Source organism: Streptomyces sp. NPDC090741 (assembly GCF_044769045.1).
Lineage (GTDB): Bacteria > Actinomycetota > Actinomycetes > Streptomycetales > Streptomycetaceae > Streptomyces.
In genome coordinates, this window is the sequence record NZ_JBIVXF010000005.1 from 385723 (window position 1) to 409470 (window position 23748).

Consider the following 23748-nt stretch of genomic DNA (forward strand, 5'->3'; position numbering starts at 1 on the left):
CTCGGAGTGGTCAGTCCACCAGGTCGCGGACCACCGCGTCGGCCAGCAGACGCCCGCGCAGGGTCAGGACCGCGCGGCCCGCCTCGTACGGGGCGGCCTCCAGGAGGCCGTCGGACAGGGCGCGGCGGGAGGCCGCGAGGCCGGCCGGGGCCAGCAGGGACAGCGGGACGCCGTCCACCAGGCGCAGCTCCAGCAGGATCCGCTCCACCCGGCGGTCCTCCTCGGAGAGGAGCTCGCGGCCCGCGCCCGGGGAGCGGCCCTCCGCGAGGGCGGCGGCGTAGGCGCCCGGGTGCTTCACGTTCCACCAGCGGACCCCGCCCACGTGCGAGTGGGCTCCGGGGCCCGCGCCCCACCAGTCGGCCCCGCGCCAGTACAGCTCGTTGTGCAGGCAGCGGCCCGCCTCCGAGGTGGCCCAGTTCGAGACCTCGTACCAGGAGTACCCGGCCCCGGCCATCACCGAGTCCGCGATCAGGTACCGGTCGGCGTGCACGTCGTCGTCCGTCATCGGGACCTCGCCCCGGCGGATCCGCCGGGCCAGCTGGGTGCCCTCCTCCACGATCAGCGCGTACGCGCTGATGTGGTCCGGGCCGGCCCCGAGGGCGGCGGCCAGGGAGGCGCGCCAGTCCTCGTCGGTCTCCCCCGGCGTCCCGTAGATCAGGTCCAGGTTCACGTGCTCGAAGCCCGCAGCCCGCGCCTCCGCGACGCACGCCTCCGGCCGGCCCGGCGTGTGCGTACGGTCGAGCACCTTCAGCACGTGCTGCTTCGCGCTCTGCATGCCGAAGGAGACCCGGTTGAAGCCCCCGGCCCGCAGCTCCGCCAGGTACTCCGGGTTCACCGACTCCGGATTGGCCTCCGTGGTGACCTCGGCGTCCTCCGCCAGCCCGAACTCGTCCCGGATCGCCGCGAGCATCCGTACGAGGTCGGCCGCCGGCAGCAGCGTCGGCGTTCCGCCGCCCACGAACACGGTCCGTACGGCGCGCGGGTCGTCGCCGAGCACCTTGCGGGCGAGGCGGACCTCGTCGATCAGGGTGTCGGCGTAGTTCTCCCGGGAGGCGAGCACGCCGCCGGTGCCGCGCAGCTCGGTCGCGGTGTACGTGTTGAAGTCGCAGTACCCGCACCGCGTGGCGCAGTACGGGACGTGCAGGTAGAACCCGAGCGGCCGGTCCCCGGCACCCGCCAGGGCATGCGACGGCAGCGAGCCGTCTTCGGGCATGGGTTCACCGTCGGGCAGTGCGGAAGGCATGCCCCCATTGTCCCGCACCCGGGCCGGGGGCCCGGCCGCTCGCCGCCGCCCCCGGGCCCCTCGTACCGCCCGCTGCCGCCCGCCGCCGCGCTACGCCTCGCGCGAGCCCTCGTACATCTCGTCGATCAGGTGCTTGAACTCACGCTCGACGGCCGGCCGCTTCAGCTTGAGGCTGGGCGTGAGGTCGCCGTGCTCCACGTCGAGGTCGCGGGGCAGGATCCGGAACTTCTTGATCGTCTGCCAGCGCTGCAGGCCCTCGTTCAGGGTCTGGACGTACGTCTCGATCAGCCGGTTCGTCTCCGCCGCGGCCAGGACCTCGGTGTACGTCTTGCCCTCCAGTCCGTTCTCGGCGGCCCAGCCCATGATCGACGGCTCTTCGAGCGCGACCAGGGCGGCGCAGAAGTTCCGGTCGGCGCCGTGCACGACGATGCTCGACACGTACGGGCAGATCGCCTTGAACCGGCCCTCGATCTCGGCCGGGGCGACGTACTTGCCGTTCGAGGTCTTGATCAGGTCCTTCTTGCGGTCCGTGATGCGCAGGTAGCCGTCGGGCGAGAGCTCGCCGATGTCGCCCGTGTGCAGCCAGCCGTCCTCCTCCAGCACCTCGGCGGTCTTCTCGGGCTGGAGGTGGTAGCCCTGCATGATGCCGGGGCCGCGCAGCAGGATCTCGCCGTCGTCGGCGATGCGGACCTCGGTGCCGGGGAGCGGCTTGCCGACGGTGCCGGTGCGGTAGGCCTCGCCGGGGTTGACGAAGGAGGCCGCGCTGGACTCGGTGAGGCCGTAGCCCTCCAGGATGTTGATGCCGGCGCCGGCGAAGAAGTAGCCGATCTCGGGGGCCAGGGCGGAGGCGCCGGAGACGGCGGCGCGCAGCCGGCCGCCGAAGGCCTCGCGGAGCTTGGAGTAGACGAGCGCGTCGGCGATCTTGTGCTTGGTGGCGAGGCCGAAGGGGACCGCGGGGCTGCCGGTGCGCCGGTAGTTGTCCTGGGTGGTCTTGGCGTATTCGCGGGCCACGCCGACCGACCACTGGAAGATCTTGTACTTGGCTCCGCCGCCGGCCCGGGCCTTGGCGGCGACCCCGTTGTAGACCTTCTCGAAGATGCGGGGGACGGCCGCCATGTAGGTGGGCTGGACGACCGGCAGGTTCTCGATGATCTTGTCGATGCGGCCGTCGACGGCGGTGACGTGCCCGACCTCGATCTGGCCGGAGGTCAGGACCTTGCCGAAGACGTGCGCGAGCGGCAGCCACAGGTACTGGACGTCGGTGCTGGAGATCATGCCGGTGGCCACGGTGGCCTTGGCCATGTACGACCAGTTGTCGTGCGGGAGCCGTACGCCCTTGGGGCGGCCGGTGGTGCCCGAGGTGTAGATGAGCGTGGCGAGCTGGTCGGCGGTGATGGCCCCGATCCGCTCCTTGACCGCCTCGGGGTGCTTGGCGAGGTACTCGTTGCCGCGCGCCTCCAGGTCGGCGAGGGAGAGCACCCAGCCCTCCGGATCCCCGGCGGCCGGTACCGCGTCGGCCGCCTCCAGGACCACCACGTGGGCGAGCTCGGGCAGGTCGGCGCGGCGCTCGCGGGCCTTGGCGAGCTGGGAGGCGTCCTCGGCGATCAGCACGCGGCTGGCCGAGTCGGAGAGGATGAACGCCGACTCCTCCGCGTTGGTGCTGGGGTAGATCGTGGTCACCGCGCCGCCGGCGCACATGACGCCGAGGTCCGCGAGGATCCACTCGACGCGGGTGTTGGAGGCGAGCGCGACCCGGTCCTCGGGCCGCAGGCCCAGGTCCAGCAGGCCGGCGGCGATGCCGAAGACCCGCTCGGCCGCCTGTCCCCAGCTCAGCGACTTCCAGTCGTCGGGGCCGCTGCCGCCGGCCGCGGGCACCGGGAACCGGTAGGCCTCGGCATTCGGCGTGGCGGCGACACGCTCAAGGAAGAGGGCCGCCACGGTGGGCGGGCGGTTCTCGATCAAGGTCTGTGTGTCGCTCACGGACGTCCTCCGGACCACGCGGCAGGGCCTGCCATTCAGGGGCTTGTAACTGGCGAGTAACCATCGAGCAGTGATCAGACTAGGTGTCCTCCGGCCAGGGCGTAAGAGCCCGCGAGCGGCCGATTCATAACGAAACAGGCCCCCGCGCATCCGCGCGGGGGCCTGTTTCACACGACGTCGGTCGCGGCGGCTACTTCTTCTTGCCGCCGGACTCGTCGCTGGAGAGGACGGCGATGAAGGCCTCCTGGGGCACCTCCACCGAGCCGACCATCTTCATGCGCTTCTTGCCTTCCTTCTGCTTCTCCAGCAGCTTCCGCTTACGCGAGATGTCACCGCCGTAGCACTTGGCGAGGACGTCCTTGCGGATGGCGCGGATGGTCTCGCGGGCGATGACGCGGGAGCCGATCGCGGCCTGGATCGGGATCTCGAAGGCCTGCCTCGGGATGAGCTCCCGCAGCTTGGCGACGAGCCGCACGCCGTAGGCGTAGGCGGCGTCCTTGTGCGTGACGGCCGAGAAGGCGTCGACCTTGTCGCCGTGCAGCAGGATGTCGACCTTGACCAGGCCGGAGGCCTGCTCGCCGGTGGGCTCGTAGTCGAGGGAGGCGTAACCACGCGTCTTGGACTTCAGCTGGTCGAAGAAGTCGAAGACGATCTCGGCGAGGGGCAGGGTGTAGCGGATCTCGACGCGGTCCTCGGAGAGGTAGTCCATCCCGAGGAGGGTGCCGCGGCGCTGCTGACAGAGCTCCATGATCGCGCCGATGAACTCGGAAGGCGCGAGCAGGGTGGCCCGTACGACAGGCTCGAACACGTCCGAGATCTTGCCCTCGGGGAACTCGCTCGGGTTGGTGACGGTGACTTCCTTGCCGTCCTCCATGACGACCCGGTAGACCACGTTCGGCGCGGTGGCGATCAGGTCGAGGCCGAACTCGCGCTCCAGGCGCTCGCGGACCACGTCCAGGTGCAGCAGGCCGAGGAAGCCGACGCGGAAGCCGAAGCCCAGCGCCGCGGAGGTCTCCGGCTCGTAGACGAGCGCGGCGTCGTTGAGCTGGAGCTTGTCCAGGGCCTCGCGCAGGTCCGGGTAGTCCGAGCCGTCGAGCGGGTAAAGGCCCGAGAAGACCATGGGACGCGGATCCTTGTAGCCGCCGAGGGCTTCGGTCGCGCCGTTGTGCAGGCTGGTGATGGTGTCACCGACCTTGGACTGACGGACGTCCTTCACGCCGGTGATGATGTAGCCCACCTCGCCGACGCCGATGCCGTCGGACGGGGTCATCTCCGGGGAGGAGACTCCGATCTCCAGCAGCTCGTGGGTGGCGCCCGTCGACATCATCCGGATGCGCTCGCGCTTGTTGAGCTGGCCGTCGACCACACGGACGTACGTGACGACGCCGCGGTAGGAGTCGTAGACCGAGTCGAAGATCATCGCGCGTGCCGGGGCATCCTTGACGCCGACCGGGGCCGGGACGGTGGCGACGATCCTGTCGAGCAGGGCGTCCACGCCGACACCGGTCTTCGCGGAGACGCGGAGCACGTCTTCGGGCTGGCAGCCGACCAGGTTCGCGAGCTCCTCGGCGAACTTCTCCGGCTGGGCGGCCGGCAGGTCGATCTTGTTCAGGACCGGGACGATCGCGAGGTCCTTCTCCATCGCCAGGTACAGGTTGGCGAGGGTCTGGGCCTCGATGCCCTGGGCGGCGTCCACCAGGAGGACCGTGCCCTCGCAGGCGGCGAGGGAGCGCGAGACCTCGTACGTGAAGTCGACGTGCCCGGGGGTGTCGATCATGTTGAGGATGTGCGTCTTGCCCACGCCCTCGCCCACGGTGGGCGCCCAGGGCAGTCGGACCGCCTGGGACTTGATCGTGATGCCGCGCTCGCGCTCGATGTCCATGCGGTCGAGGTACTGGGCGCGCATCTGCCGCTGGTCGACGACGCCGGTGAGCTGGAGCATCCGGTCGGCGAGCGTCGACTTGCCGTGGTCGATGTGCGCGATGATGCAGAAATTGCGGATCAGCGCCGGGTCGGTACGGCTCGGCTCGGGCACGTGGCTGGGGATCGCGGGCACGCAGTGTCCTGATTCTCGGGTCGCAGTCGGAAGCGTTTCCGGCTCTCGTCGGATCTGTACGCAGGTTCCCATGGTCCCATGGACGGGGCGATGCGCTCGGTTTGGGCCGGTCGGAGCGTGCCTGGTAACCTGGGCAGCTGTGTCTCGTATGCCCTCTCAGCTGTCGGGACACAATCCGAAGATCAAACTCTGAACCTGAAAAGGCTCTTTCGTGGCGAACATCAAGTCCCAGATCAAGCGGAACAAGACGAACGAGAAGGCGCGCCTGCGCAACAAGGCCGTCAAGTCTTCGCTCAAGACCGCGATCCGCAAGGCCCGCGAGGCCGTGACCGCCGGTGACGTCGAGAAGGCCACCGTGGCTTCTCGCGCCGCCGCGCGTGCGCTCGACAAGGCTGTCTCGAAGGGTGTCATCCACAAGAACGCCGCCGCCAACAAGAAGTCGGCGCTGGCCACCAAGGTTGCCGCCCTCCAGGGCTGAGCTCTGATGTGATCGCCGGAACGGACCCAGCGGGCCCTCTCTCCCGCTCCTGACCGGCCCCCGCGCCGCACACGAAGCGTTCGCCACGCGGGTGCGGCGCAACAAGAAGTAACCGAAGGCCCCGAGAGCCACCCTTCCCCAGGGCGGCCCCCGGGGCCTTCGCCTTGCCCGGCGCGGGACGGTCGACGGACGGTCGGCCGGAGGCTACCGGCGCTGGGGGCGCGCTGCTCGGGCCACGGCCACGACCGCCTTTTCCAGGGCGTACTCCGGGTCGTCGCCGCCGCCCTTGACGCCCGCGTCGGCCGCGGCCACGGCCCGCAGGGCGTCCGCGACGCCGTCCGCCGACCAGCCCCGCATCTGCTGGCGGACCCGGTCGATCTTCCAGGGCGGCATCCCGAGGTCCCGGGCGAGATCGCCCGGGCGGGCCCCGCGCGGGGCGGAGGCCAGCTTGCCGATGGCCCGCACCGCCTGCGCGAGCGCGCTGGTGATCAGCACCGGCGCCACTCCCGTGGACAGCGACCACCGCAGCGCTTCGAGGGCCTCCGCCGCCCGCCCCTCGACCGCCCGGTCGGCGACCGTGAAGCTGGAGGCCTCGGCCCGGCCCGTGTAGTACCGGCCGACCACGGCCTCGTCGATCGTGCCCTCGACGTCCGCGCACAGCTGCGCGGCGGCACTCGCCAGCTCCCGCAGATCGCTCCCGATCGCGTCGACCAGCGTCTGGCACGCCTCCGGGGTCGCCGACCGGCCCAGCGTGCGGAACTCCCCCCGCACGAACGCCAGCCGGTCCGCCGCCTTCGTCATCTTCGGGCAGGCGATCTCCCGGGCTCCGGCCTTGCGAGCCGCGTCCAGCAGCCCCTTGCCCTTGACCCCGCCCGCATGGAGGAGCACGAGGATGATCTCCTCGAACGGCGCCGCGAGGTACGCCTTGACCTCCTTGACCGTGTCCGCGGACAGGTCCTGCGCATTGCGTACGACCAGCACCTTGCGCTCGGAGAAGAGCGAGGGACTGGTCAGCTCGGCGAGCGTGCCGGGCTGGAGCTGCTCGGGTGCGAGGTCGCGCACGTCCGTGTCGGCGTCGGCGGCCCGGGCGGCCGCCACCACCTCCCGTACGACGCGGTCGAGCAGCAGCTCCTCCTGCCCCACCGCGAGGGTGAGCGGGGCGAGCGGATCGTCGGTGGAGTTCTTCCTGGTGGCCATCGCGTCCAGCATCCCACGCCGCACTGACAGCCCCCCGCACGGCGGCCTCCCCCACCGCATCCCCGAGAATGGCCGGGTGAACGTGCGACATGTACTGGTGCTGCCCGACCGCGACGCCGCCGAGGAGGTGGCCCAGGAGGCGGTCGACCGCTTCGGCCTCCCCGAGGAGCCTCAGCTGCTGCGCGACGCCCTCGCCGGTGAGGACGACGCCGAGGACGCCCAGTGGCTGGTGGTCGTCGAGGACCCGCAGGAACGGCTCGACGCCACGGTGCTGGACGGCCTCGCCGCCGAGTACGAGGGCTGGCTGGAAACCCCGTAGCCCCCGGGAACCCCTCGCGGGCCGTCTCTAGGCCTTGTGCACGATCTGGACGTCCAGCACCACTTCCACGCTCGAACCGATCGCCGCAATCCCCTGGGCCAGTACGGACTGCCAGTTCAGGCTGAAGTCCTCGCGGTGCAGTTCGGCGGTCGCCCGGCAGGCCGCGCGCGGTTCGCCCTCCAACCCGGTGCCGAGGCCCAGGTAGTCGGTGTCCAGCGTCACCGAGCGGCTGACCCCGTGCAGGGTCAGGGCGCCCGCGACGGCCCAGCGGCTGCCGCTGCGGTGGATGAACCGCTCGCTGTAGAACTCGACCGTCGGATGCCGGGCCGCGTCCAGGAAGTCGCCGGACCGCAGGTGGTCGTCCCGCATCCGCAGGCCGGTGTCGATGCTCGCCGCGTCGATGATCACGTGCATGGAGGAGTCCTCCATGCGGTCGGCTATCCGCACCCCGCCGGCGAAGGTGTTGAACCGGCCGCGGATCCGGGCGAAGCCGATGTGCTGCGCGGTGAAGGCGATGGACGAATGCGCCGGGTCGAGCTCCCAGTGGCCCGGCGCCGGCAGCAGCGGCGGCTCCACCGCGTCGAGGACGATCTCCCCGGTGCCGGGCTGCGCCGGGTCCCCCACCAGCGTCGCCCCGTGGAACGGCGCATAGCCCTCGGCGGTGACGGAGAGCCGGTACTCGCCCTCCGGCACGGCCGCGGTGAACCCGCCGTACGGGTCGGTCTCGCCGCTGACGATGCGCCGGCCGATCGGGTCGGTCACCTCGAACCTGGCCTGTCTGACCGGCTGGTGGACCGTGTCGAGGACGCGACAGCTGAGCAGCCGCGCCGTATGAGGCAGCGTCAGTGTCGCGGATGTGTGCTGACCGGCACTTCCGGCCGTCTCCATCCCCCTTCGGCGACTGAACATGGTTGATGCACCCCCGTGCTGTGTGGACTTGTACCGCTCTGGCGAAGACGCATTCGATCATGCTGTCGGGTTGCGGGCAAACGGAAAGGCGGTGTCCGGTATGCCCGTGTCGTCGCCGCCGACGACGTGAGGGGAACGCCCGCATCCCCGGGCCGCTCCCGGCCACGGCGATCGAACCGTCGGTATCGGTGCGCAGCACGGTCGCGCCCATGGCCCGCAGCCGGGCGAGCGTGCCCGGTGCGGGGTGCCCGTAGCGGTTGCCCTCGCCGACCGGGACGAGCGCGAGCCGGGGCCGGATCCGGCCTTGGAGGCCGGGGTCCTGATGGGCGGAGCCGTGGTGGGCGACCTTGAGGACGTCGACCGGCCCAAGGTCCGGATGGGCCCTCAAGAGGGCTTCCTGCGAAGGCGGTTCGAGATCGCCGAGCAGCAGGAGGGTCAGGCCCGCGGCGCGGACCAGCAGGGCGACGCTGGCGTCGTTGGGCCCCTCCGGACGCGGGCCGTCCGGCGAGGGCCACAGCACCTGCCAGTCCAGCGGCCCGGCCCGCCGCCGCTCGCCCGCCGAGGCCGCCACGACGGGTACGTGCGCCGCCGCCGCGGTCCGCCGGACGAACTCGGCCTGAGCGGCCGGCTCTTCCAGTGTGGTGGTCTGAATCACACCCGTGGACCGGCCCCGCAGCACCCCGGCCAGGCCGCCGACGTGGTCGGCGTGAAAGTGCGTCAGCAGGAGCAGCGGCACCCGGCGCACCCCGAGAGCGGTCAGGCACGCGTCCACCGGGCCCGGCTCCGGGCCGGCGTCCACCACCACGGCCGTGCCCGGGCCGACCGCGAGTACGGCGGCGTCGCCCTGGCCCACCGCGCACTGCACGTAGCTCCAGTCGGGCGGCGGCCAGCGGGTGAGCGTACGGGTCAACTGCGGCGGCCGCAGTACGGCCAGGAGCAGCAGCACGGCCAGTGCGGAGCACACCCACGGCCGGCGTCGGATCCGCGCGCCGAGCCCCACGACGGCCACGGTGGCGGCGGCCAGCAACAGCCCCCCGGTCAGTCCGCCCGGCCAGGCCAGCTCCGCGCCCGGCAGCCGCGCCCCGGCCCGGGCCACGCCGGCGATCCACCCGGCCGGCACCCCCGCGCACCGGGCGAGCAGCTCGGCGGCGGGCATGCACAGCGGGGCCGCCGCGAGCGCCGCGAAGCCGAGCACGGTCGCCGGGCCCGCCGCGAGCTCGGCGAGCAGATTGCAGGGCACCGCGACCAGGCTCACCCGGGCCGAGAGCACGGCCACCACCGGTGCGCAGACCGCCTGGGCGGCCGCGGCGGCGCCGAGCGCCTCGGCGAGCCGGGGCCGCATCCCGCGCCGCCGCAGGGCTGCGCTCCAGCGCGGGCCCAGCGTGAGCAGGGACCCGGTGGCCAGGACCGAGAGCAGGAAGCCGGGGCTGCGGGCGAGCCACGGGTCGTAGAGCACCAGCAGCAGGGCGGCGGCCGCCAGGGCGGGGATCAGGGATCTGCGCCGCCCGGTGGCGATGGCCAGCAAGGTGATCGCCCCGCACGCCGCGGCCCGCAGCACGCTCGGCTCCGGCCGGCACACCACCACGAACGCCAGGGTCAGCGCCGTCCCGCACAGGGCCGTCGCCCGCAGGGACAGCCCGAGGCGGGGCGCCAGCCCACCCCGCTCGACGCGCTGCGCGGCGGCGGGCGGGCCGATGAGCAGGAACAGCACCACGGTCAGGTTGGACCCGGACACGGCCAGCAGGTGCAGCAGGTCGGTGGCCCGGAACGCCTCGTCCAGGTCGGGCGGCACCCGGGAGGTGTCCCCGACGACCAGCCCCGGCAACAGGGCCCGGGCGTCCGGGGCGAGCCCCTCGGTGGCCTCGCGCAGCCCGGCCCGCAGCCTCCCGGCGATCCGCTGGACGGTGTCGGGCCCGCCGGTCACCCGCGGTGGGGTGTCCCCCGCGGGGCGCAGCAGCGCCACGGCCCGCTCCCCCGCCCGGCCCGGGGCCAGCCGGGCGACGACCGCGACCCGGGTGGAGGGCTGCAGCCGGGCCCACTGCGGATGCCCGGCCAGCACCCGTACGGGGGTCTCGACCCGGGTCTGCGCGCCGTCGGGCCCGGTCACCCGGGTCAGCACCGCGTCCAGGACCACCACGGGCGGGCCGCTCCCACCGCGGGCGGACCGCGGGTCGGAGCCGACGGTGAGCTCGGCGAGGACCCGGGCGTGCTCCCCCGCGAGCCCCAAGACCGGCCCGGCCCGCGCCTCGGCCCGCTGGAGGCCCGCCACCCCGGCCCCGGCGGCCGCGCAGAGCAGGGCGGCCGCCGCGGCCGTGCCAATCCGCCACAGCGGCTCAGGGCGCCGGCAGGCGGCCAGGAGCAGCAGCCCCGCGCCGAGGACCCCGAGCCCGGCCCCGGCGGCGGCCCAGCCGGCCGGTGCGTCGAGGGCGAGGGCGGCCGCCGCCCAGGCGGCCATCGCCGGTACGACCAGGCGCAGATCCGGCGGGCCCGGCCCCTCGGGGCGCTTCACGGCCGGACCAGCTTGCGCAGATCGGCGAACCGCCGCTCGCCGATGCCGTCGACCTGCCGGAGCTCCTCCACCGAACGGAAGCCGCCGCGGGCGGTCCGGAACTCCACGATGTGCTGCGCCAGCACCGGGCCGACCCCGGGCAGGCCGTCCAGCTGCTCCACGGTGGCCGTGCCGAGACTCAGCGGCCCGGCAGCGCCGCCGGCACCCGCGCCCGGGCCGGCGCCGGAACCCGGCCCGCCCACGGCGGGCTGCGCCGGGGCGCCCACCACCACCTGCTCGCCGTCGACCAGCACCCGGGCCCGGTTGAGCCCGCTGATGTCCGTACCGGGCCGCACTCCCCCCGCGGCGGCCAGCGCGTCCTCGACCCGCGACCCGGCGGGCAGCCGCCGCACACCGGGGTCACGCACCTTGCCGCTGACGTCCACCACGATCCGCGTACCGGCACCTCCGGCAGCGGCGGCGGGGGCCCCGGGGCTCGACGCCGGGGCCGGGGCCGGTGCCGTCGCCGGGGTGACCACCGAGGGCGCGGCCACGGGCTGCGGCCGGGCGGTCCAGAACTGCTGCGCCCCGAAGGCGACGGCGGCGGCCAGCACCACCCCCACGGCGGCCACCGTGCGCGGCTCCACCGCACACCGGGCCTGCAGCCACACCGGCAGCCGCTCCCGCACGGCGAGCCGCAGCACGGCTCCCCCGGACAGCGGGGCCTGCCCGGACAGCGGGATCCCCACCGGGGTCTCGCCGGGCGGCGGATCGGCCACGGACCGGATGACGGGCCCCGGGCTCGGCGGCGCCGGCGGCACCGCCTCGGGCGGTGGCGCCGGCGGCGGCCCGCCGGCGCTGCCGAGCAGGGCTTCGGCCCGGCGGCGCACCGCGGCGGGCTCGGGGTGGTGCGGGCGCGGACGCCCCCGGCGGTGGCGCAGCCGCCCGTCCGAGAGACGGGACCGGCCGGGACCGCTGGTGGCTCCGGAGGAGGGCGAGATACGTGTCCGAAGGGTCATGGCACGACGGTAGGGGCGAATCCCGACCCCAGTTCGGACTTATCAATTCCGGTGGAAATCCCGGCCGTTGTGGATAACTCCGCCACTCGTTCCGGTGATCAGCGGGGGGAGACGACCGCCGCCAGCAGCCCCGGCCCCGTGTGCGCGCCGATCACCGCGCCGACCTCGCTGACGTGCAGTTCGACCAGGCCGGGGATGCGTTCGCGCAGCCGCTGCGCGAGCTTCTCGGCCCGCTCGGGCGCCGCGAGGTGGTGCACGGCCACGTCGACGCTGCCCGCCCCGGCACGCTCCACGGCCAGCTCCTCCAGGCGGGCGATGGCCTTGGAGGCCGTGCGCACCTTCTCCAGCATCTCGATCCGCCCGCCCTGCAGGGTGAGCAGCGGCTTGACGGCGAGGGCCGAGCCGAGGAGGGCCTGGGCGGCCCCGATGCGGCCGCCGCGGCGCAGGTAGTCGAGGGTGTCGACGTAGAAGTACGCGGACATGTCGGCGGCCCGTTTCTCGGCGGCGGCCACGGCCTCGTCGACGGAACCGCCGGCTTCGGCCACCTCGGCGGCGGCGAGGGCGCAGAACCCGAGGGCCATCGCGACCATGCCGGTGTCGACGACGCGGACGGGCACCGGGGCGGTCTTGGCGGCGACGACGGCGGCGTCGTAGGTGCCGGAGAACTCGGCGGACAGGTGCAGGCTGACGATGGCGGTCGCGCCGGCCTCCGCAGCCGCCTGGTAGGCCCGTACGAACTCCTCCGGGCTGGGCCGGGAGGTGGTGACCGGGCGGCGCTTCTGCAGCGCCAGGGCGAGGCTGCGGGCCGAGATCTCGGTGCCCTCCTCAAGCGCCTCGTCGCCGAGGACCACGGTCAGCGGGACGGAGGTGATTCCGTGCCGCGTCATGGCCGGTTGAGGCAGGTAGGCCGTGGAATCGGTGACGATCGCGACATGGCGGGACATGAGCCGGAGATTACCGCCCGTGGGGGCACGTCGGCAGCCCGACCCCTGGCCAGGGGGACGGGAAGGGTGCCGCGACGCCGCCGCTCAGCGTCCCGGCTCAGCGCCCGCGGCTCAGGTCGTCGTTTCCGGCCGCGGCGCCTTCTGCCACGGGTAGCCGGTCTGCGGAGGCTTCGGGTTCAGGGCCGCCGGCGGCTCCGGAGCCCGCCCGGCGGACCCGGCGGAGCCGGAACGCCCCGCGGGCCCCGCGGACGGCTGCTGCGCGTCCCATGCCGCGGCCGCCGCCGCCAGGTCGTCCACCGATTCCCGGGACCAGTCCCGCAGCGCCCCCGATTCGACCTCGATCTGCGCCGACAGCACCGACAGGTCGTCCTCGGCGAAGCGCCGCGCCCGGTCGCGGGCGGCCCACCGCAGCGAATCCGCCGCCTCCGTGATCTTGGCGGTCCGTTCCTTCAGCTCGGGCAGCATCGCGCCGATCCGCCCCCGGTCCGGCTCCTGCTCCAGCCGCTTCAGCTCGTCGTCCAGCTCGTGTCCGTGCGCGCTCAGCCGCTCGAACAGCCCGATCGACTCCTTCAGCGAGGCATCCGCCTGGACACCCTGGTACAGCGCCTGCTGCGTGGCCCGCATCGACGTCCGCAGGTCCAGCCGCAGCTGCGCCAGCGCCCCCGCCACGCCCACCTGCCCGAAGCTCTTCGCCTTCAGCGCGGTGTCCTCCACGGTCCGGCGGGCCTGCGTGATCGTGCGGTCCACGCCGCGCTTCGCCGCTCCGACCGCCTTCACGGTCGCCCAGGCACCCAGCCCCAGGAAGGCGAACAACACCAACAGGGCAAAGATGATGATCAACGCGCCCGCCTCCATAAGAGGCTCCCTTCCCCTGCCGTCTCCGTCCCCTCCACCGTAAACGCCACGGGCAGGTCGGGGGTTCCAATCGAACCCCCAACCTGCCCGTACGGGACAACCCCTAGATCCTGACCAGCAGGGTCATACGTGACACGACCTGTCACACGACGATGTTCACCAGCTTCGGCGCGCGCACGATCACCTTGCGGATCTCCGCTCCGCCCAGCGCCGCCACGACCGCCTCGTCGGCCAGCGCCAGCTTCTCCAGGTCACCCTCGGAGATCGTCGGCGGCACCTCCAGGCGCGCCTTGACCTTGCCCTTGATCTGGACCACGCAGGTCACGCTCTCGTCCACGACGTACGCCGGGTCCGCGACCGGGAAGTCCTGGTGGACCACCGAGTCGGTGTGGCCCAGGCGGTGCCACAGCTCCTCCGCGATGTGCGGGGCCAGCGGGGCGATCAGCAGCACCAGCCGCTCCGCGACCGAGCGCTCCAGAGGGCGGCCGGCCTTGGTCAGGAAGTTGTTCAGCTCGGTGATCTTCGCGATGGCGGTGTTGAACCGCAGCCCCGCCATGTCCGCACCGGCCCCGTCGATGGCCTTGTGCAGCGCGCGCAGGGTGTCCTCGCCCGGCTCGCCGTCCACGACGGTGACCGCGCCGGACTCCTCGTCCACGATGTTGCGCCACAGGCGCTGCAGCAGCCGGTACTGGCCCACCACGGCCCGGGTGTCCCACGGACGCGAGACGTCCAGCGGGCCCATCGCCATCTCGTACAGGCGCAGGGTGTCCGCGCCGTACTCCTCGCAGATCTCGTCCGGCGTGACGGCGTTCTTCAGGGACTTGCCCATCTTGCCGTGCTCGCGCTTGACCGGCTCGCCCTCGTAGAAGTAGCCGCCGTCGCGCTCCTCGACCTCGGCCGCCGGAACGTACACACCGCGCGCGTCGGTGTAGGCGTACGCCTGGATCATGCCCTGGTTGAACAGCTTGTGGAACGGCTCGGCCGAGGAGACGTGGCCCAGGTCGAACAGCACCTTCGACCAGAAGCGCGCGTACAGCAGGTGCAGCACCGCGTGCTCGGCGCCTCCCACGTACAGGTCGACGCCGCCGTGCGGCGCGTCCTCGCGCGGACCCATCCAGTACTGCTCGATCTCCGGGTCCACCAGCGCCGAGGCGTTGTTCGGGTCCAGGTAGCGCAGCTCGTACCAGCAGGAACCGGCCCAGTTGGGCATGGTGTTGGTCTCGCGGCGGTACGGGCGCACCCCGCGCCCGTCACCCAGGTCCAGCTCGACGTTGACCCACTCTTCGTTCCGCGACAGCGGGGTCTCGGGCTTCGAGGTGGCGTCGTCCGGCTCGAAGGTGCGCGGCGAGTAGTCCTCGACCTCGGGCAGTTCCAGCGGCAGCATCGAGGCGGGCAGCGCGTGCGCGACGCCGTCCTCGTCGTAGACGATCGGGAAGGGCTCGCCCCAGTAGCGCTGGCGGCTGAACAGCCAGTCGCGCAGCCGGAAGTTGACCGTCCCCTCGCCGATGCCCTGCTCGGCCAGCCAGGCCGTGATGGCGGCCTTCGCCTCGACGACGCCCAGGCCGTCCAGGGAGACGCCCTCGCCGGTCGAGTTCACGATGGTGCCGTCGTACGAGGAGAACGCGTCGTCCCACTCCGCCGGGTCGGCGTCGCGGTCGTCCGAGGGATCCACGACGCAGCGCATCGGCAGCTCGAAGGCGCGTGCGAACTCGAAGTCGCGGCCGTCGTGCGCCGGGACGGCCATGATGGCGCCGGTGCCGTAGCCCATCAGCACGTAGTCCGCGATGAAGACCGGGACCAGGTCGCCGCTGACCGGGTTGACCGCGTACGCGCCGGTGAAGACACCGGTCTTGTCCTTGGCCTCGGCCTGCCGCTCGACGTCCGACTTCGCGGCGGCCTGCCTGCGGTACGCGTCCACGGCCTCGCCGGGGGTCGCGGCGCCGCCGGTCCACACCTGGTGCGTGCCCTCGGGCCACGCGGCCGGGACGATCTTCTCGACCAGCCCGTGCTCGGGCGCCAGCACCATGTAGGTGGCGCCGAACAGGGTGTCGGGGCGGGTGGTGAACACGGTGATGGCGTCGTCGCCGACCGCGAAGTCGACGCGCGCGCCCTCGCTGCGGCCGATCCAGTTGCGCTGCTGCAGCTTGATGGCCTCGGGCCAGTCCAGCGCGTCCAGGTCGTCCAGCAGGCGGTCCGCGTAGGCGGTGATCCGCATGTTCCACTGGCTCAGCTTGGCCTTGAAGACCGGGAAGTTGCCGCGCTCGGAGCGGCCGTCCGCGGTGACCTCCTCGTTGGCCAGTACGGTGCCCAGCCCGGGGCACCAGTTGACGGGCGCGTCCGAGGCGTACGCCAGCCGGTACTCGTTCAGTACGTCGGCCCGCTCGCCCGCGGTCAGGGCGGCCCAGGAGCGGCCCCCGGGAACCTCACGGGAGCCGTCCTCGAAGGCGGCGACCAGCTCGGCGATCGGGCGGGCCTTGGCCGCGTCCGCGTCGTACCAGGAGTTGTAGATCTGCAGGAAGATCCACTGGGTCCACTTGTAGTAGTCCGGGTCGATCGTCGCGAACGAGCGGCGCTTGTCGTGGCCCAGGCCCAGCCGGCGCAGCTGGACCTTCATGTTCTCGATGTTCGCCTCGGTGGAGACGCGCGGGTGCGTGCCGGTCTGCACGGCGTACTGCTCGGCCGGCAGGCCGAAGGCGTCGAAGCCCAGGGTGTGCAGGACGTTGTGGCCGCTCATCCGCTGGTGGCGGGCGAAGACGTCGGTGGCGATGTACCCCAGCGGGTGGCCGACGTGCAGGCCCGCACCGGACGGGTACGGGAACATGTCCATGATGAACTTCTTGGGGCGCGCGACGACCGCAGCGTCACCGGCCAGGTCGCCGGTCGGGTTCGGGGCCTCGTACGTCCCCTGCGCGTCCCATACGTCCTGCCAGCGTGCCTCGATGTCGGCGGCCATGGCAGCCGTGTAACGGTGCGCCTCGGCCGCCTCGGGGGCCGGGGTGTTCGTCTCGCTCATGATTTCTGAAGCTCCATCGATCGTCTCTGCCGTCTCTGCCTGCCCAAACGAAAAAACCCCTCGCACAGGAGGGGGCGCCGCGCCGATGCCGACCGTCTCGCAGGGTCGGTACTGATCAGCGCGGCTCGGTAAGCAGAAGGCGTACGGCACGCATGGCGCCAGGGTACCGCAGCGGCCCAGACCACCGCTCGACCGCTCCGGACAACGAGAAGCGGGCCACCCGATCCGGGTGACCCGCTTCTCTTCTGTGGAGCTAAGGAGAATTGAACTCCTGACCTCCTGCATGCCATGCAGGCGCTCTACCAACTGAGCTATAGCCCCTTGTTTCTCTGCCGCCGGGCCCTTGCTCGGTTTCCCTTGCCGGTTCCCCCTGGCGACATCGAGAACATTACACGGTCATGGCCCAGGTCCAAAAATCGGTTTCCGGGCGCTCGATTTCGCCCGGTTCGCCCCTCTTCCGTGCTGCGGCTCCGCGCCCCGGATCCCGTCGCTACGCTCTCGCGAACTGGTAGAACCGTTTGAGCGTGCAGTGCTCGTCGAGCAGCCGCCCGTAGATCGGCTCCCCTTCCAGCTCGCGGTACGTCTCGATCGGGTCGCCTTTTATGATCAGCGCCCGCGCGCATTCCTCGCACCAGTACTGGTAGTCGGGGTTGACCGGGTCCATGTCCCGCACGATCGGCGTGCCGTTGTTGCACCAGTCGCACCGCCGCCGGTGTGCACCCATCCGTCAGCGACTCCCTCCCACGTCGGGCCGTCGACTCCCCCTCCGGCGATCCCGATTCTGCCACGCGGGTGCGGGGCAGGTCAGCAGGCACCGAAGGAACAAACGGAAGGATCCCGCCCCCTGTTGGGGACGGGATCCTGATTGTGGAGCTAAGGAGAATTGAACTCCTGACCTCCTGCATGCCATGCAGGCGCTCTACCAACTGAGCTATAGCCCCGCTCTCCGCCGCGCTCCCCCCGTTTCCGGTGTTCCGCGCTGCGAACAAGAAGAACTCTAGCCTGCGACCAGCCGGAAAGTGAAATCCGGATGGGAGCCGCCCTGAGGCGGGCTCAGTCGTCGTCGCCGAGCACCGGTTCGGGCAGCGTGCCGGCGTTGTGCTCCATCAGACGCCAGCCGCGCGCGCCCTCGCCGAGGACGGACCAGCAGCAGTTGGAGAGCCCGCCCAGGCCCTCCCAGTCGTACGCGTCCAGGCCCAGCAGCCGGCCGATCGTCGTACGGATGGTTCCGCCGTGGCTGACCACGACGAGCGTGCCGCCCTCCGGCAGTCGGTCGGCGTGCTCCAGCACCACCGGCGCCGCCCGGTCGGCGACCTCGGTCTCCAGCTCGCCGCCGCCTCGGCGGACGGGCTCGCCGCGCTTCCACGCCGCGTACTGCTCGCCGTACTTCGCGATGATCTCTTCGTGCGTGAGGCCCTGCCACTCACCGGCGTACGTCTCGCGCAGCGCGGCGTCGTGCGTCACGGGCAGGCCCGTGACGGCGGCCAGCTCGGCGGCCGTGGCGGAGGCCCGCCGCAGGTCCGAGGCGACGATGGAGGCCGGCTTCAGGGAGGCGAGCAGCCGGGCGGCGCGGCGCGCCTGCGCCACACCCGTCTCGGTCAGCTCGATGTCCGTGGAGCCCTGGAAGCGGCGCTCCAGGTTCCACGAGGTCTGGCCGTGCCGCCAGAGAACGATCTTCCGGCCCGTCTTGCGGGTGGCGGTCGCGCTCAGAACAGATCACCGTCCAGGTCCTCGTCGCCCGCCGCCTCGCGCAGCTTGGCGTGCTCCTCCGCCTTGCCCTTGGTGAGCTTGGCGTCCTCGGGCAGCTCGATCTCGGGGCAGTCCTTCCACAGGCGCTCCAGCGCGTAGAAGACCCGCTCCTCGCTGTGCTGCACGTGGACGACGATGTCGATGTAGTCGAGCAGGATCCAGCGGGCGTCGCGGTCGCCCTCGCGGCGCACCGGCTTGGCGCCGAGGTCCTTGAGCAGGCGCTCCTCGATCTCGTCGACGATCGACTTGACCTGGCGGTCGTTGGGCGCCGAGGCGAGCAGGAAGGCGTCGGTGATCGACAGCACGTCGCTGACGTCGTACGCGATGATGTCGTGCGCGAGCCGGTCGGCCGCGGCCTGGGCGGCGGCGGTGATGAGCTCGATGGAGCGGTCCGTGGCGGTCACTGGCCATGCTTTCGGGTTGGCGGGCAGATCCATACAAGGGTCTCATGTACCGCCGACCCCGCCCGCGCGGAACGTCCCGCGCGGGCCGGGGCACCGCCCGAGGGCCGGGTCAGGCCCGGCCCGGGCCTGGTCAGGACGGTTTGTAGTCCTTGCCCAGGGTCACCACGACGTCGGCGTTCACCGCGTTCTCGCCCTTCTTCACGACGGTCTCCGGCAGCCCCAGCGTCTTGGCGACGTCGACCGCCTTGGTCCGCTGCGCGTCGTCCTGGTACGTGATCTGCGTGGCGGGCTGGGTCTTGTCGGCCTTGCCGCCGTCCACGAAGGTGTAGCCGCCGTTCAGCAGCGCCGCCTTCGCCGCGATCTGCGTCTTGTCGTCGCCCGTGGCGTCCTTCAGGCCGACGCGCGGCGCGGCGCCGGCCTGGGCCGCCGTGAAGCTGCCGCCGAGCACCTCCTTGACGACGGTCTTGTTGGCGTCGTCGGTGAGCGTGCCGTCCGGCTTCACCGCGAGGACGTCGGTGCGGTACGCGCCCTCCTTCGCGTGCTCGCCCAGCTTGGCCAGCAGGGCGCCGAGGGTCTGGGCGTTCAGGGAGGGGTCGAGGATCTGGCCCATGCTCTCGACGGTGACGGTCGCCGACTTCGCGTCGCCGGGAACCTTGCGCAGCACCCCGTAGAGCACCTTGCCGAGCCGGTCCAGCTGCTTGGCCTCGGGCTCGCCCTGGCCGCGGTACGTGGCGTACGCGACGGCCATCGCACCGCTGAGGTGCTGCTTCGGGCCCTGCCCCACGGCCGGGATCTTGGCGGCGTCGTCGGCCGGGATCGCGACGTCGGTGTCGGTCTCGATGCCGCCGACCAGCTCGACCAGGTTCTCCAGGAAGGGGGTGTCCAGGCGCCAGGTGCCGCCGATGTGGGTGCCGAGCACCGAGTCGAGGGAGTCCCGTACGCCGAGGCCGCCCTCCTCGACCGCCTTGCCGAGGGCCGTGCCGGTGCCGTCGTCCTTCGCGACGCCCATCGCGTTCGGCAGCAGGACGGTGGCGCCCTTCTTGGTGGTGACGTTGTCGACGAGCAGCGCCGTGGAGGTGCCGCCCTTCTTGGTGTTGTGCAGGTGGACGACGATCATGTCGCGCTTCTGCGGTCCGGCGGCGGCCGCGGCGCCCTTCTTCTGGCCGGGGCCGTCGAGGAACGGCAGCTTGCCCGCGTACCAGAGGTAGCCGACGCCCGCGACGACGAAGAGGGCGAGGACGACGATCAGGGCGACCACCCGGTTGCGGCCGCGGCGGCGGGCCTCCTCGCGGCGCTCGGTCCGGCTCTCGGTGAACTTGAGCCAGTCGATGACGTCCTCGGAGTCCTCGTCCGGCTGGTCGATGAACGCGAACTGCTCGGTGCGGTAGTCCGGATCGGACGGCCCGCCCTCGGGCCGGCGCGGTCCGGGGACCCGGTCGGGGCGCGGCGGCTCCTGCTCGGCCGCGGGGGGCTCGGGGGCGGCCTGCTGCGGGATCCACTGCTCGGCCTGCTGCGCGTCGTACCCGTAGGCGGGGGCCTGGGGGTACTCCTGCTGCCCGTACTCCGGGGCGGCCGGCTGCTGCTGCGGCTGCTGGTAGTACGCCTGCTGCGCCTGCTCGCCGTAGCCCTGGGGGTCGTAGCCGTACTGCTGCTGCTCGTACGCCTGCTCGTACTGCTGCCCGGGGGCGGGCTGCGCGGGCACCTGGCCGTACACCGGCCGCCCGTACGGGTCGTAGCCGATGAGCTGCTGCTCCTTGGCTGCGTGCGGATCGTACCGGTCGTACTGATCCTGTCGGTCGTTCACCGCGGGGCCCCTCTCTCCGGAAGCTCAGGCTCCCCGGTACAGCTCACGCTTGTCGATGTAGCGCACCACACCATCGGGCACCAAATACCAGACAGGATCCCCCTGGGCGACCCGGGTGCGGCAGTCCGTGGACGAAATCGCCAGCGCGGGCACCTGCACCAGGGAGACGCCGTCCTCGGGGAGCCCGTCGTCGCTGAGCACGTGGCCCGGCCTAGTGACCCCGATGAAGTGGGCGAGCGAGAAGAGCTCGTCGGCGTTGCGCCAGGTCAGGATCTGGGCGAGGGCGTCGGCACCGGTGATGAAGAAGAGGTCGGCGTCTTCGTTGAGGGCGCTCAGATCACGCAGGGTGTCGATGGTGTACGTCGGCCCGCCGCGGTCGATGTCGATGCGGCTCACCGAGAACTGGGGGTTCGAGGCCGTCGCGATGACCGTCATCAGATAGCGGTCCTCGGCGGGGGACACGGCGCGCTGCGACTTCTGCCACGGCTGGCCGGTCGGTACGAACACCACCTCGTCGAGGTGGAACAGGGCGGCCACTTCACTGGCGGCCACCAGGTGTCCGTGGTGGATCGGGTCGAATGTCCCGCCCATCACGCCGAGCCGGCGCTTGACCGGGCCGGTAGGCATCTCCTGCTCTCCCATGAGCGCAGAGCCTACTGGCCCGGCGGAGCGGTGCGGACCCGCGATCGAGCGGGAGCGTGACGACCGGTTCAGCGGTCGCGGTTCAGGCGCGTGGTCACCCAGAGCATCAGGAGCAGGATGAACAGCGCGCCGCCGCCGGTGAGGTACGGGTTCAGGCTGTCGTGGTTGCCGCCGTGCTGCTCGGCGCCCTCCGACGCGAGAACGACCAGGTTGTGGGCGGTGGAGGAGAGGCTCATCAGGCAGATACCTATCGAGTCGGGGAGCGGGCGGAGACTTCGCTCACATCGTATGCGGGGGCCTGGGGCACGCTCACGCCGACTCAGGCGTTGGAGAGGATAGACGCAGGAGCACTCAGGCCGATCAAGGGGGAGGGCGTTATGACGGAGACCGGGTTCGAGAAGGTGCCGGCGAGGGACCGCAGGAGGTTCCCCGGTATTTCCTCGCGCGCGTACGAGCACCCGGCGGACCGCTCGGCGCTGGTGGCGCTGCGCAAGCTGAGCGGGTTCGACACCGTGTTCAAGGCCCTGAGCGGGCTGCTTCCGGAGCGGAGCCTGCGGCTGCTCTTCCTGTCGGAGTCCGTCCGGGTGGGCGAGACCCAGTTCCCGCACCTGTACGAGATGCTCCGCGACGCCTGTTACATCCTGGACCTGGAGAAGGTCCCGCAGATGTACGTGCAGCAGGATCCGAAGCCGAACGCGATGTGCATCGGGCTGGACGAGCCGATCATCGTGGTGACGACGGGCCTGGTGGAGCTGCTCGACGAGGAGGAGATGCGGGCGGTCGTGGGCCACGAGGTGGGCCACGCCCTGTCGGGGCACGCGGTGTACCGCACGATCCTGCTGTTCCTGACGAGCCTGGCGCTGAAGGTGGCCTGGATCCCGCTGGGCAATGTGGCGATCATGACGATCGTGACCGCACTGCGCGAGTGGTTCCGCAAGTCGGAGCTGTCGGCGGACCGGGCCGGGCTGCTGGTCGGGCAGGACGTGAACGCGTCGATGCGGGGCCTGATGAAGATCGCGGGCGGCAACCACCTCCACGAGATGAATGTGGACTCCTTCCTGGCCCAGGCCGAGGAGTACGAGTCGAGCGGCGATCTGCGCGACTCCGTGCTGAAGATCCTCAACGTGCTGCCCCGGACCCACCCCTTCACCACCGTGCGGGCGGCCGAGCTGAAGAAGTGGTCCCAGCACCGGGACTACCAGCGGATCATGGACGGCCACTACCCGCGGCGCGACGAGGACAAGGACACCTCGGTGTCGGACTCCTTCCGCGAGTCGGCCTCGCACTACGCGGACGCGGTGCGCAACAGCAAGGACCCGCTGTTCAAGCTGGTCGGGGACATCGCGGGCGGCGCGGCCGATGTCGGCGGCAAGCTGCGCGACAGGTTCACGGGCGCGGCCGGCGGGGGCTCGAACGCGAACGGCGAGGCCAAGGGCGGGGCTACGGAGCAGGGCTGACCGGGGCGGTCCCGTCGGGCGTGGGCGACGCCAGTACGCCGCACAGCCCGGCGGTGCGCCTCGGGGTGCCGCTGGCGTACGGGTCGCTCGCGGCCGGGCCGACCGTGGTCGGTCCGGCCCCGGCCAGGACCGGGCGGAAGCCTTCGGCGGGTTCGGTGGAGCAGTCCTGCGGCCCGGCCATCACATAGGCCGAGACCAGCTCCGCGCGGCGGGCCGTGAGGTCCTCCGTGTCGAAGCGCATCCGCAGCTCGCGCCGGACGGTGAAGAGCGAGGCGCCGTCTGCGGCGGCGGGAGATCCGGTGGCCGGGCGCACGGCGTACACGAAGGTGTGGTCGGTGATCACTTCGAGGATGTCCGCGGAGATCTCTTCGAAGGCGAGGATTCCACTGACCCGGACCCGGGTGTCGGCCACGGCGGCCGTGCCGGGGTCGAAGCGGACCAGCCAGCCGGTGGCGGCGTGCCGACCGTCGCCGGAGGGCGAGGTCATGCTCCGGTCGAACTGCGCCAGCTGATCGGGGTCGAGCAGGACCCGCACGGGCCGGGTGGCGGCTCCGGCGAGCACGTCGGGGTCCAGTGAGGACTGCACGAGGTAGTCCTTGGCGATGGACAGCGCGGTGACGACCTGCCCCTCGGTGAAGTGGTGGGTGCGGCGCGCGGCGGGCAGGCTGATCCCGGCGGCCCCGACGCGGTAGTCGGCCGCCGGGCTCTTCGCGTACAGGTCGACGGGACGTCCGCCGGGTACGGCGGCGGCGGGCGCGAGCGGCACGATCGTGCTGGTCAGCGGATCGGTGCGGCCGGTGGCCGGGGGCATGGCCGGATTGCTCAGGCCCATGTAGACGGCCACGGCGAAGGCCGTGGCGATGAGCAGCACCAGCAGCATGCCCTGGCGGGCGCCGCGGCCGGGCGTGCTGGTCCTGGGCCTGGAGGAGCCGCCGCCGGACCAGATGGACCGGCTGCGTACGGCCCGTGCGTGTTCGCCCATGCGCTCCTGGGCGGAGAACTCCTGGAGCCGGGCAGCCCGGACGAAGTCCTCGTCGAACACCACCGACCGGTACTCGTCCGACCGGAACTCGTCCGACCGGAACTCCTCGTCGCCCCCGCCGATGCCCTCGGGGGTGCCGTCGGGTGGATCTCCTGGCACGGCCATTGCTTCTCCCCGCTGTCCCCGCTTCAGAGAAGCCCCCAGCTCCG

Annotated in this window: 19 protein-coding genes, 2 tRNA genes and 1 pseudogene; 3 read left to right on the forward strand and 19 right to left on the reverse strand. The window is 72.1% G+C overall.

Translation table 11 applies throughout. The features are described from left to right. Window positions 1-10: 10 nt before the first annotated feature. The 3 genes from hemW to lepA all read right to left on the reverse strand — a co-directional run bounded on the left by hemW (window position 11) and on the right by lepA (window position 5279). Window positions 11-1243 carry a radical SAM family heme chaperone HemW gene (gene hemW, locus ACIQU4_RS16765; RefSeq protein ID WP_403730591.1) on the reverse strand — a complete coding sequence of 411 codons (1233 nt, stop codon included), beginning with the start codon at window positions 1241-1243 and terminating at the stop codon, window positions 11-13. A 90-nt stretch (window positions 1244-1333) separates the two neighbouring features. Next, entirely contained in the window at window positions 1334-3223 is a 1890-nt protein-coding gene (locus ACIQU4_RS16770) for an AMP-dependent synthetase/ligase (protein WP_403730594.1), read from the reverse strand. A 190-nt stretch (window positions 3224-3413) separates the two neighbouring features. After that, a complete protein-coding gene (gene lepA / locus ACIQU4_RS16775) occupies window positions 3414-5279 on the reverse strand; it encodes a translation elongation factor 4 (protein WP_403730596.1) in 1866 nt (621 codons plus the stop codon). A gap of 211 nt (window positions 5280-5490) precedes the next feature. On the opposite strand from lepA, the gene rpsT reads away from it, so the two are divergent. Next, window positions 5491-5757 carry a 30S ribosomal protein S20 gene (gene rpsT / locus ACIQU4_RS16780; protein ID WP_403730599.1) on the forward strand — a complete coding sequence of 89 codons (267 nt, stop codon included), beginning with the start codon at window positions 5491-5493 and terminating at the stop codon, window positions 5755-5757. 204 nt (window positions 5758-5961) lie between these two features. Here the strand turns inward: rpsT and holA are convergent, their stop codons facing one another. Further along, on the reverse strand, window positions 5962-6954 hold the full coding sequence (gene holA / locus ACIQU4_RS16785) for a DNA polymerase III subunit delta (protein ID WP_403730601.1): 993 nt from the start codon (window positions 6952-6954) through the stop codon (window positions 5962-5964). 76 nt (window positions 6955-7030) lie between these two features. Between holA and ACIQU4_RS16790 the strand changes: the two genes are divergently transcribed. Continuing rightward, a complete protein-coding gene (locus ACIQU4_RS16790) occupies window positions 7031-7273 on the forward strand; it encodes a hypothetical protein (RefSeq protein WP_385583408.1) in 243 nt (80 codons plus the stop codon). Between the two features lie 27 nt (window positions 7274-7300). Here the strand turns inward: ACIQU4_RS16790 and ACIQU4_RS16795 are convergent, their stop codons facing one another. The 14 genes and pseudogenes from ACIQU4_RS16795 to ACIQU4_RS16860 all read right to left on the reverse strand — a co-directional run bounded on the left by ACIQU4_RS16795 (window position 7301) and on the right by ACIQU4_RS16860 (window position 21336). Continuing rightward, complete coding sequence (locus ACIQU4_RS16795; RefSeq protein WP_403730604.1) at window positions 7301-8182, reverse strand: YceI family protein; 882 nt, start codon at window positions 8180-8182, stop codon at window positions 7301-7303. 136 nt (window positions 8183-8318) lie between these two features. After that, window positions 8319-10691, reverse strand: a pseudogene (locus ACIQU4_RS16800) (ComEC/Rec2 family competence protein); the annotation flags it as partial. Further along, on the reverse strand, window positions 10688-11689 hold the full coding sequence (locus ACIQU4_RS16805) for a helix-hairpin-helix domain-containing protein (protein ID WP_403730607.1): 1002 nt from the start codon (window positions 11687-11689) through the stop codon (window positions 10688-10690). The pseudogene ACIQU4_RS16800 and the gene ACIQU4_RS16805, both read right to left, overlap by 4 nt. Window positions 11690-11787: 98 nt before the next feature. Continuing rightward, the gene (locus ACIQU4_RS16810) at window positions 11788-12633 is read right to left on the reverse strand and encodes a DegV family protein (RefSeq protein ID WP_385583399.1); all 846 of its coding nucleotides are present in this window, start codon (window positions 12631-12633) and stop codon (window positions 11788-11790) included. A 111-nt stretch (window positions 12634-12744) separates the two neighbouring features. Continuing rightward, window positions 12745-13488 carry a hypothetical protein gene (locus ACIQU4_RS16815; protein WP_403730610.1) on the reverse strand — a complete coding sequence of 248 codons (744 nt, stop codon included), beginning with the start codon at window positions 13486-13488 and terminating at the stop codon, window positions 12745-12747. 142 nt (window positions 13489-13630) lie between these two features. Next, window positions 13631-16501: a leucine--tRNA ligase gene (gene leuS / locus ACIQU4_RS16820; RefSeq protein WP_403730613.1), complete on the reverse strand. Its 2871-nt coding sequence runs from the start codon at window positions 16499-16501 to the stop codon at window positions 13631-13633. A gap of 248 nt (window positions 16502-16749) precedes the next feature. Further along, window positions 16750-16822: transfer RNA gene (locus ACIQU4_RS16825), tRNA-Ala, on the reverse strand. Window positions 16823-16991: 169 nt separating this feature from the next. Beyond that, window positions 16992-17225: a hypothetical protein gene (locus tag ACIQU4_RS16830; RefSeq protein WP_008738908.1), complete on the reverse strand. Its 234-nt coding sequence runs from the start codon at window positions 17223-17225 to the stop codon at window positions 16992-16994. Window positions 17226-17369: 144 nt separating this feature from the next. Then, window positions 17370-17442: transfer RNA gene (locus ACIQU4_RS16835), tRNA-Ala, on the reverse strand. Window positions 17443-17554: 112 nt separating this feature from the next. After that, the gene (locus ACIQU4_RS16840) at window positions 17555-18211 is read right to left on the reverse strand and encodes a histidine phosphatase family protein (RefSeq protein WP_403730965.1); all 657 of its coding nucleotides are present in this window, start codon (window positions 18209-18211) and stop codon (window positions 17555-17557) included. Continuing rightward, window positions 18208-18654 (reverse strand): ribosome silencing factor, encoded by a 447-nt coding sequence (rsfS, locus tag ACIQU4_RS16845; protein WP_053689035.1) that lies wholly within the window; start codon window positions 18652-18654, stop codon window positions 18208-18210. Before rsfS ends, ACIQU4_RS16840 begins: the two co-directional genes overlap by 4 nt. 130 nt (window positions 18655-18784) lie before the next feature. After that, window positions 18785-20458 carry a LytR C-terminal domain-containing protein gene (locus tag ACIQU4_RS16850; RefSeq protein ID WP_403730616.1) on the reverse strand — a complete coding sequence of 558 codons (1674 nt, stop codon included), beginning with the start codon at window positions 20456-20458 and terminating at the stop codon, window positions 18785-18787. A 24-nt stretch (window positions 20459-20482) separates the two neighbouring features. After that, window positions 20483-21100, reverse strand: a complete 618-nt coding sequence (gene nadD / locus ACIQU4_RS16855) for a nicotinate-nucleotide adenylyltransferase (protein WP_134075459.1) — start codon at window positions 21098-21100, stop codon at window positions 20483-20485. Window positions 21101-21168: 68 nt separating this feature from the next. Beyond that, window positions 21169-21336, reverse strand: coding sequence for a hypothetical protein (locus tag ACIQU4_RS16860; RefSeq protein WP_037836848.1), 168 nt, complete (start codon window positions 21334-21336; stop codon window positions 21169-21171). A gap of 141 nt (window positions 21337-21477) precedes the next feature. Here ACIQU4_RS16860 and ACIQU4_RS16865 point away from each other — a divergent pair, with 141 nt between their 5' ends. Next, window positions 21478-22557 carry a M48 family metallopeptidase gene (locus ACIQU4_RS16865; protein WP_403730619.1) on the forward strand — a complete coding sequence of 360 codons (1080 nt, stop codon included), beginning with the start codon at window positions 21478-21480 and terminating at the stop codon, window positions 22555-22557. Here the strand turns inward: ACIQU4_RS16865 and ACIQU4_RS16870 are convergent. After that, on the reverse strand, window positions 22541-23704 hold the full coding sequence (locus tag ACIQU4_RS16870) for a hypothetical protein (protein WP_403730622.1): 1164 nt from the start codon (window positions 23702-23704) through the stop codon (window positions 22541-22543). The genes ACIQU4_RS16865 and ACIQU4_RS16870 overlap by 17 nt on opposite strands. Window positions 23705-23748: the final 44 nt, after the last annotated feature.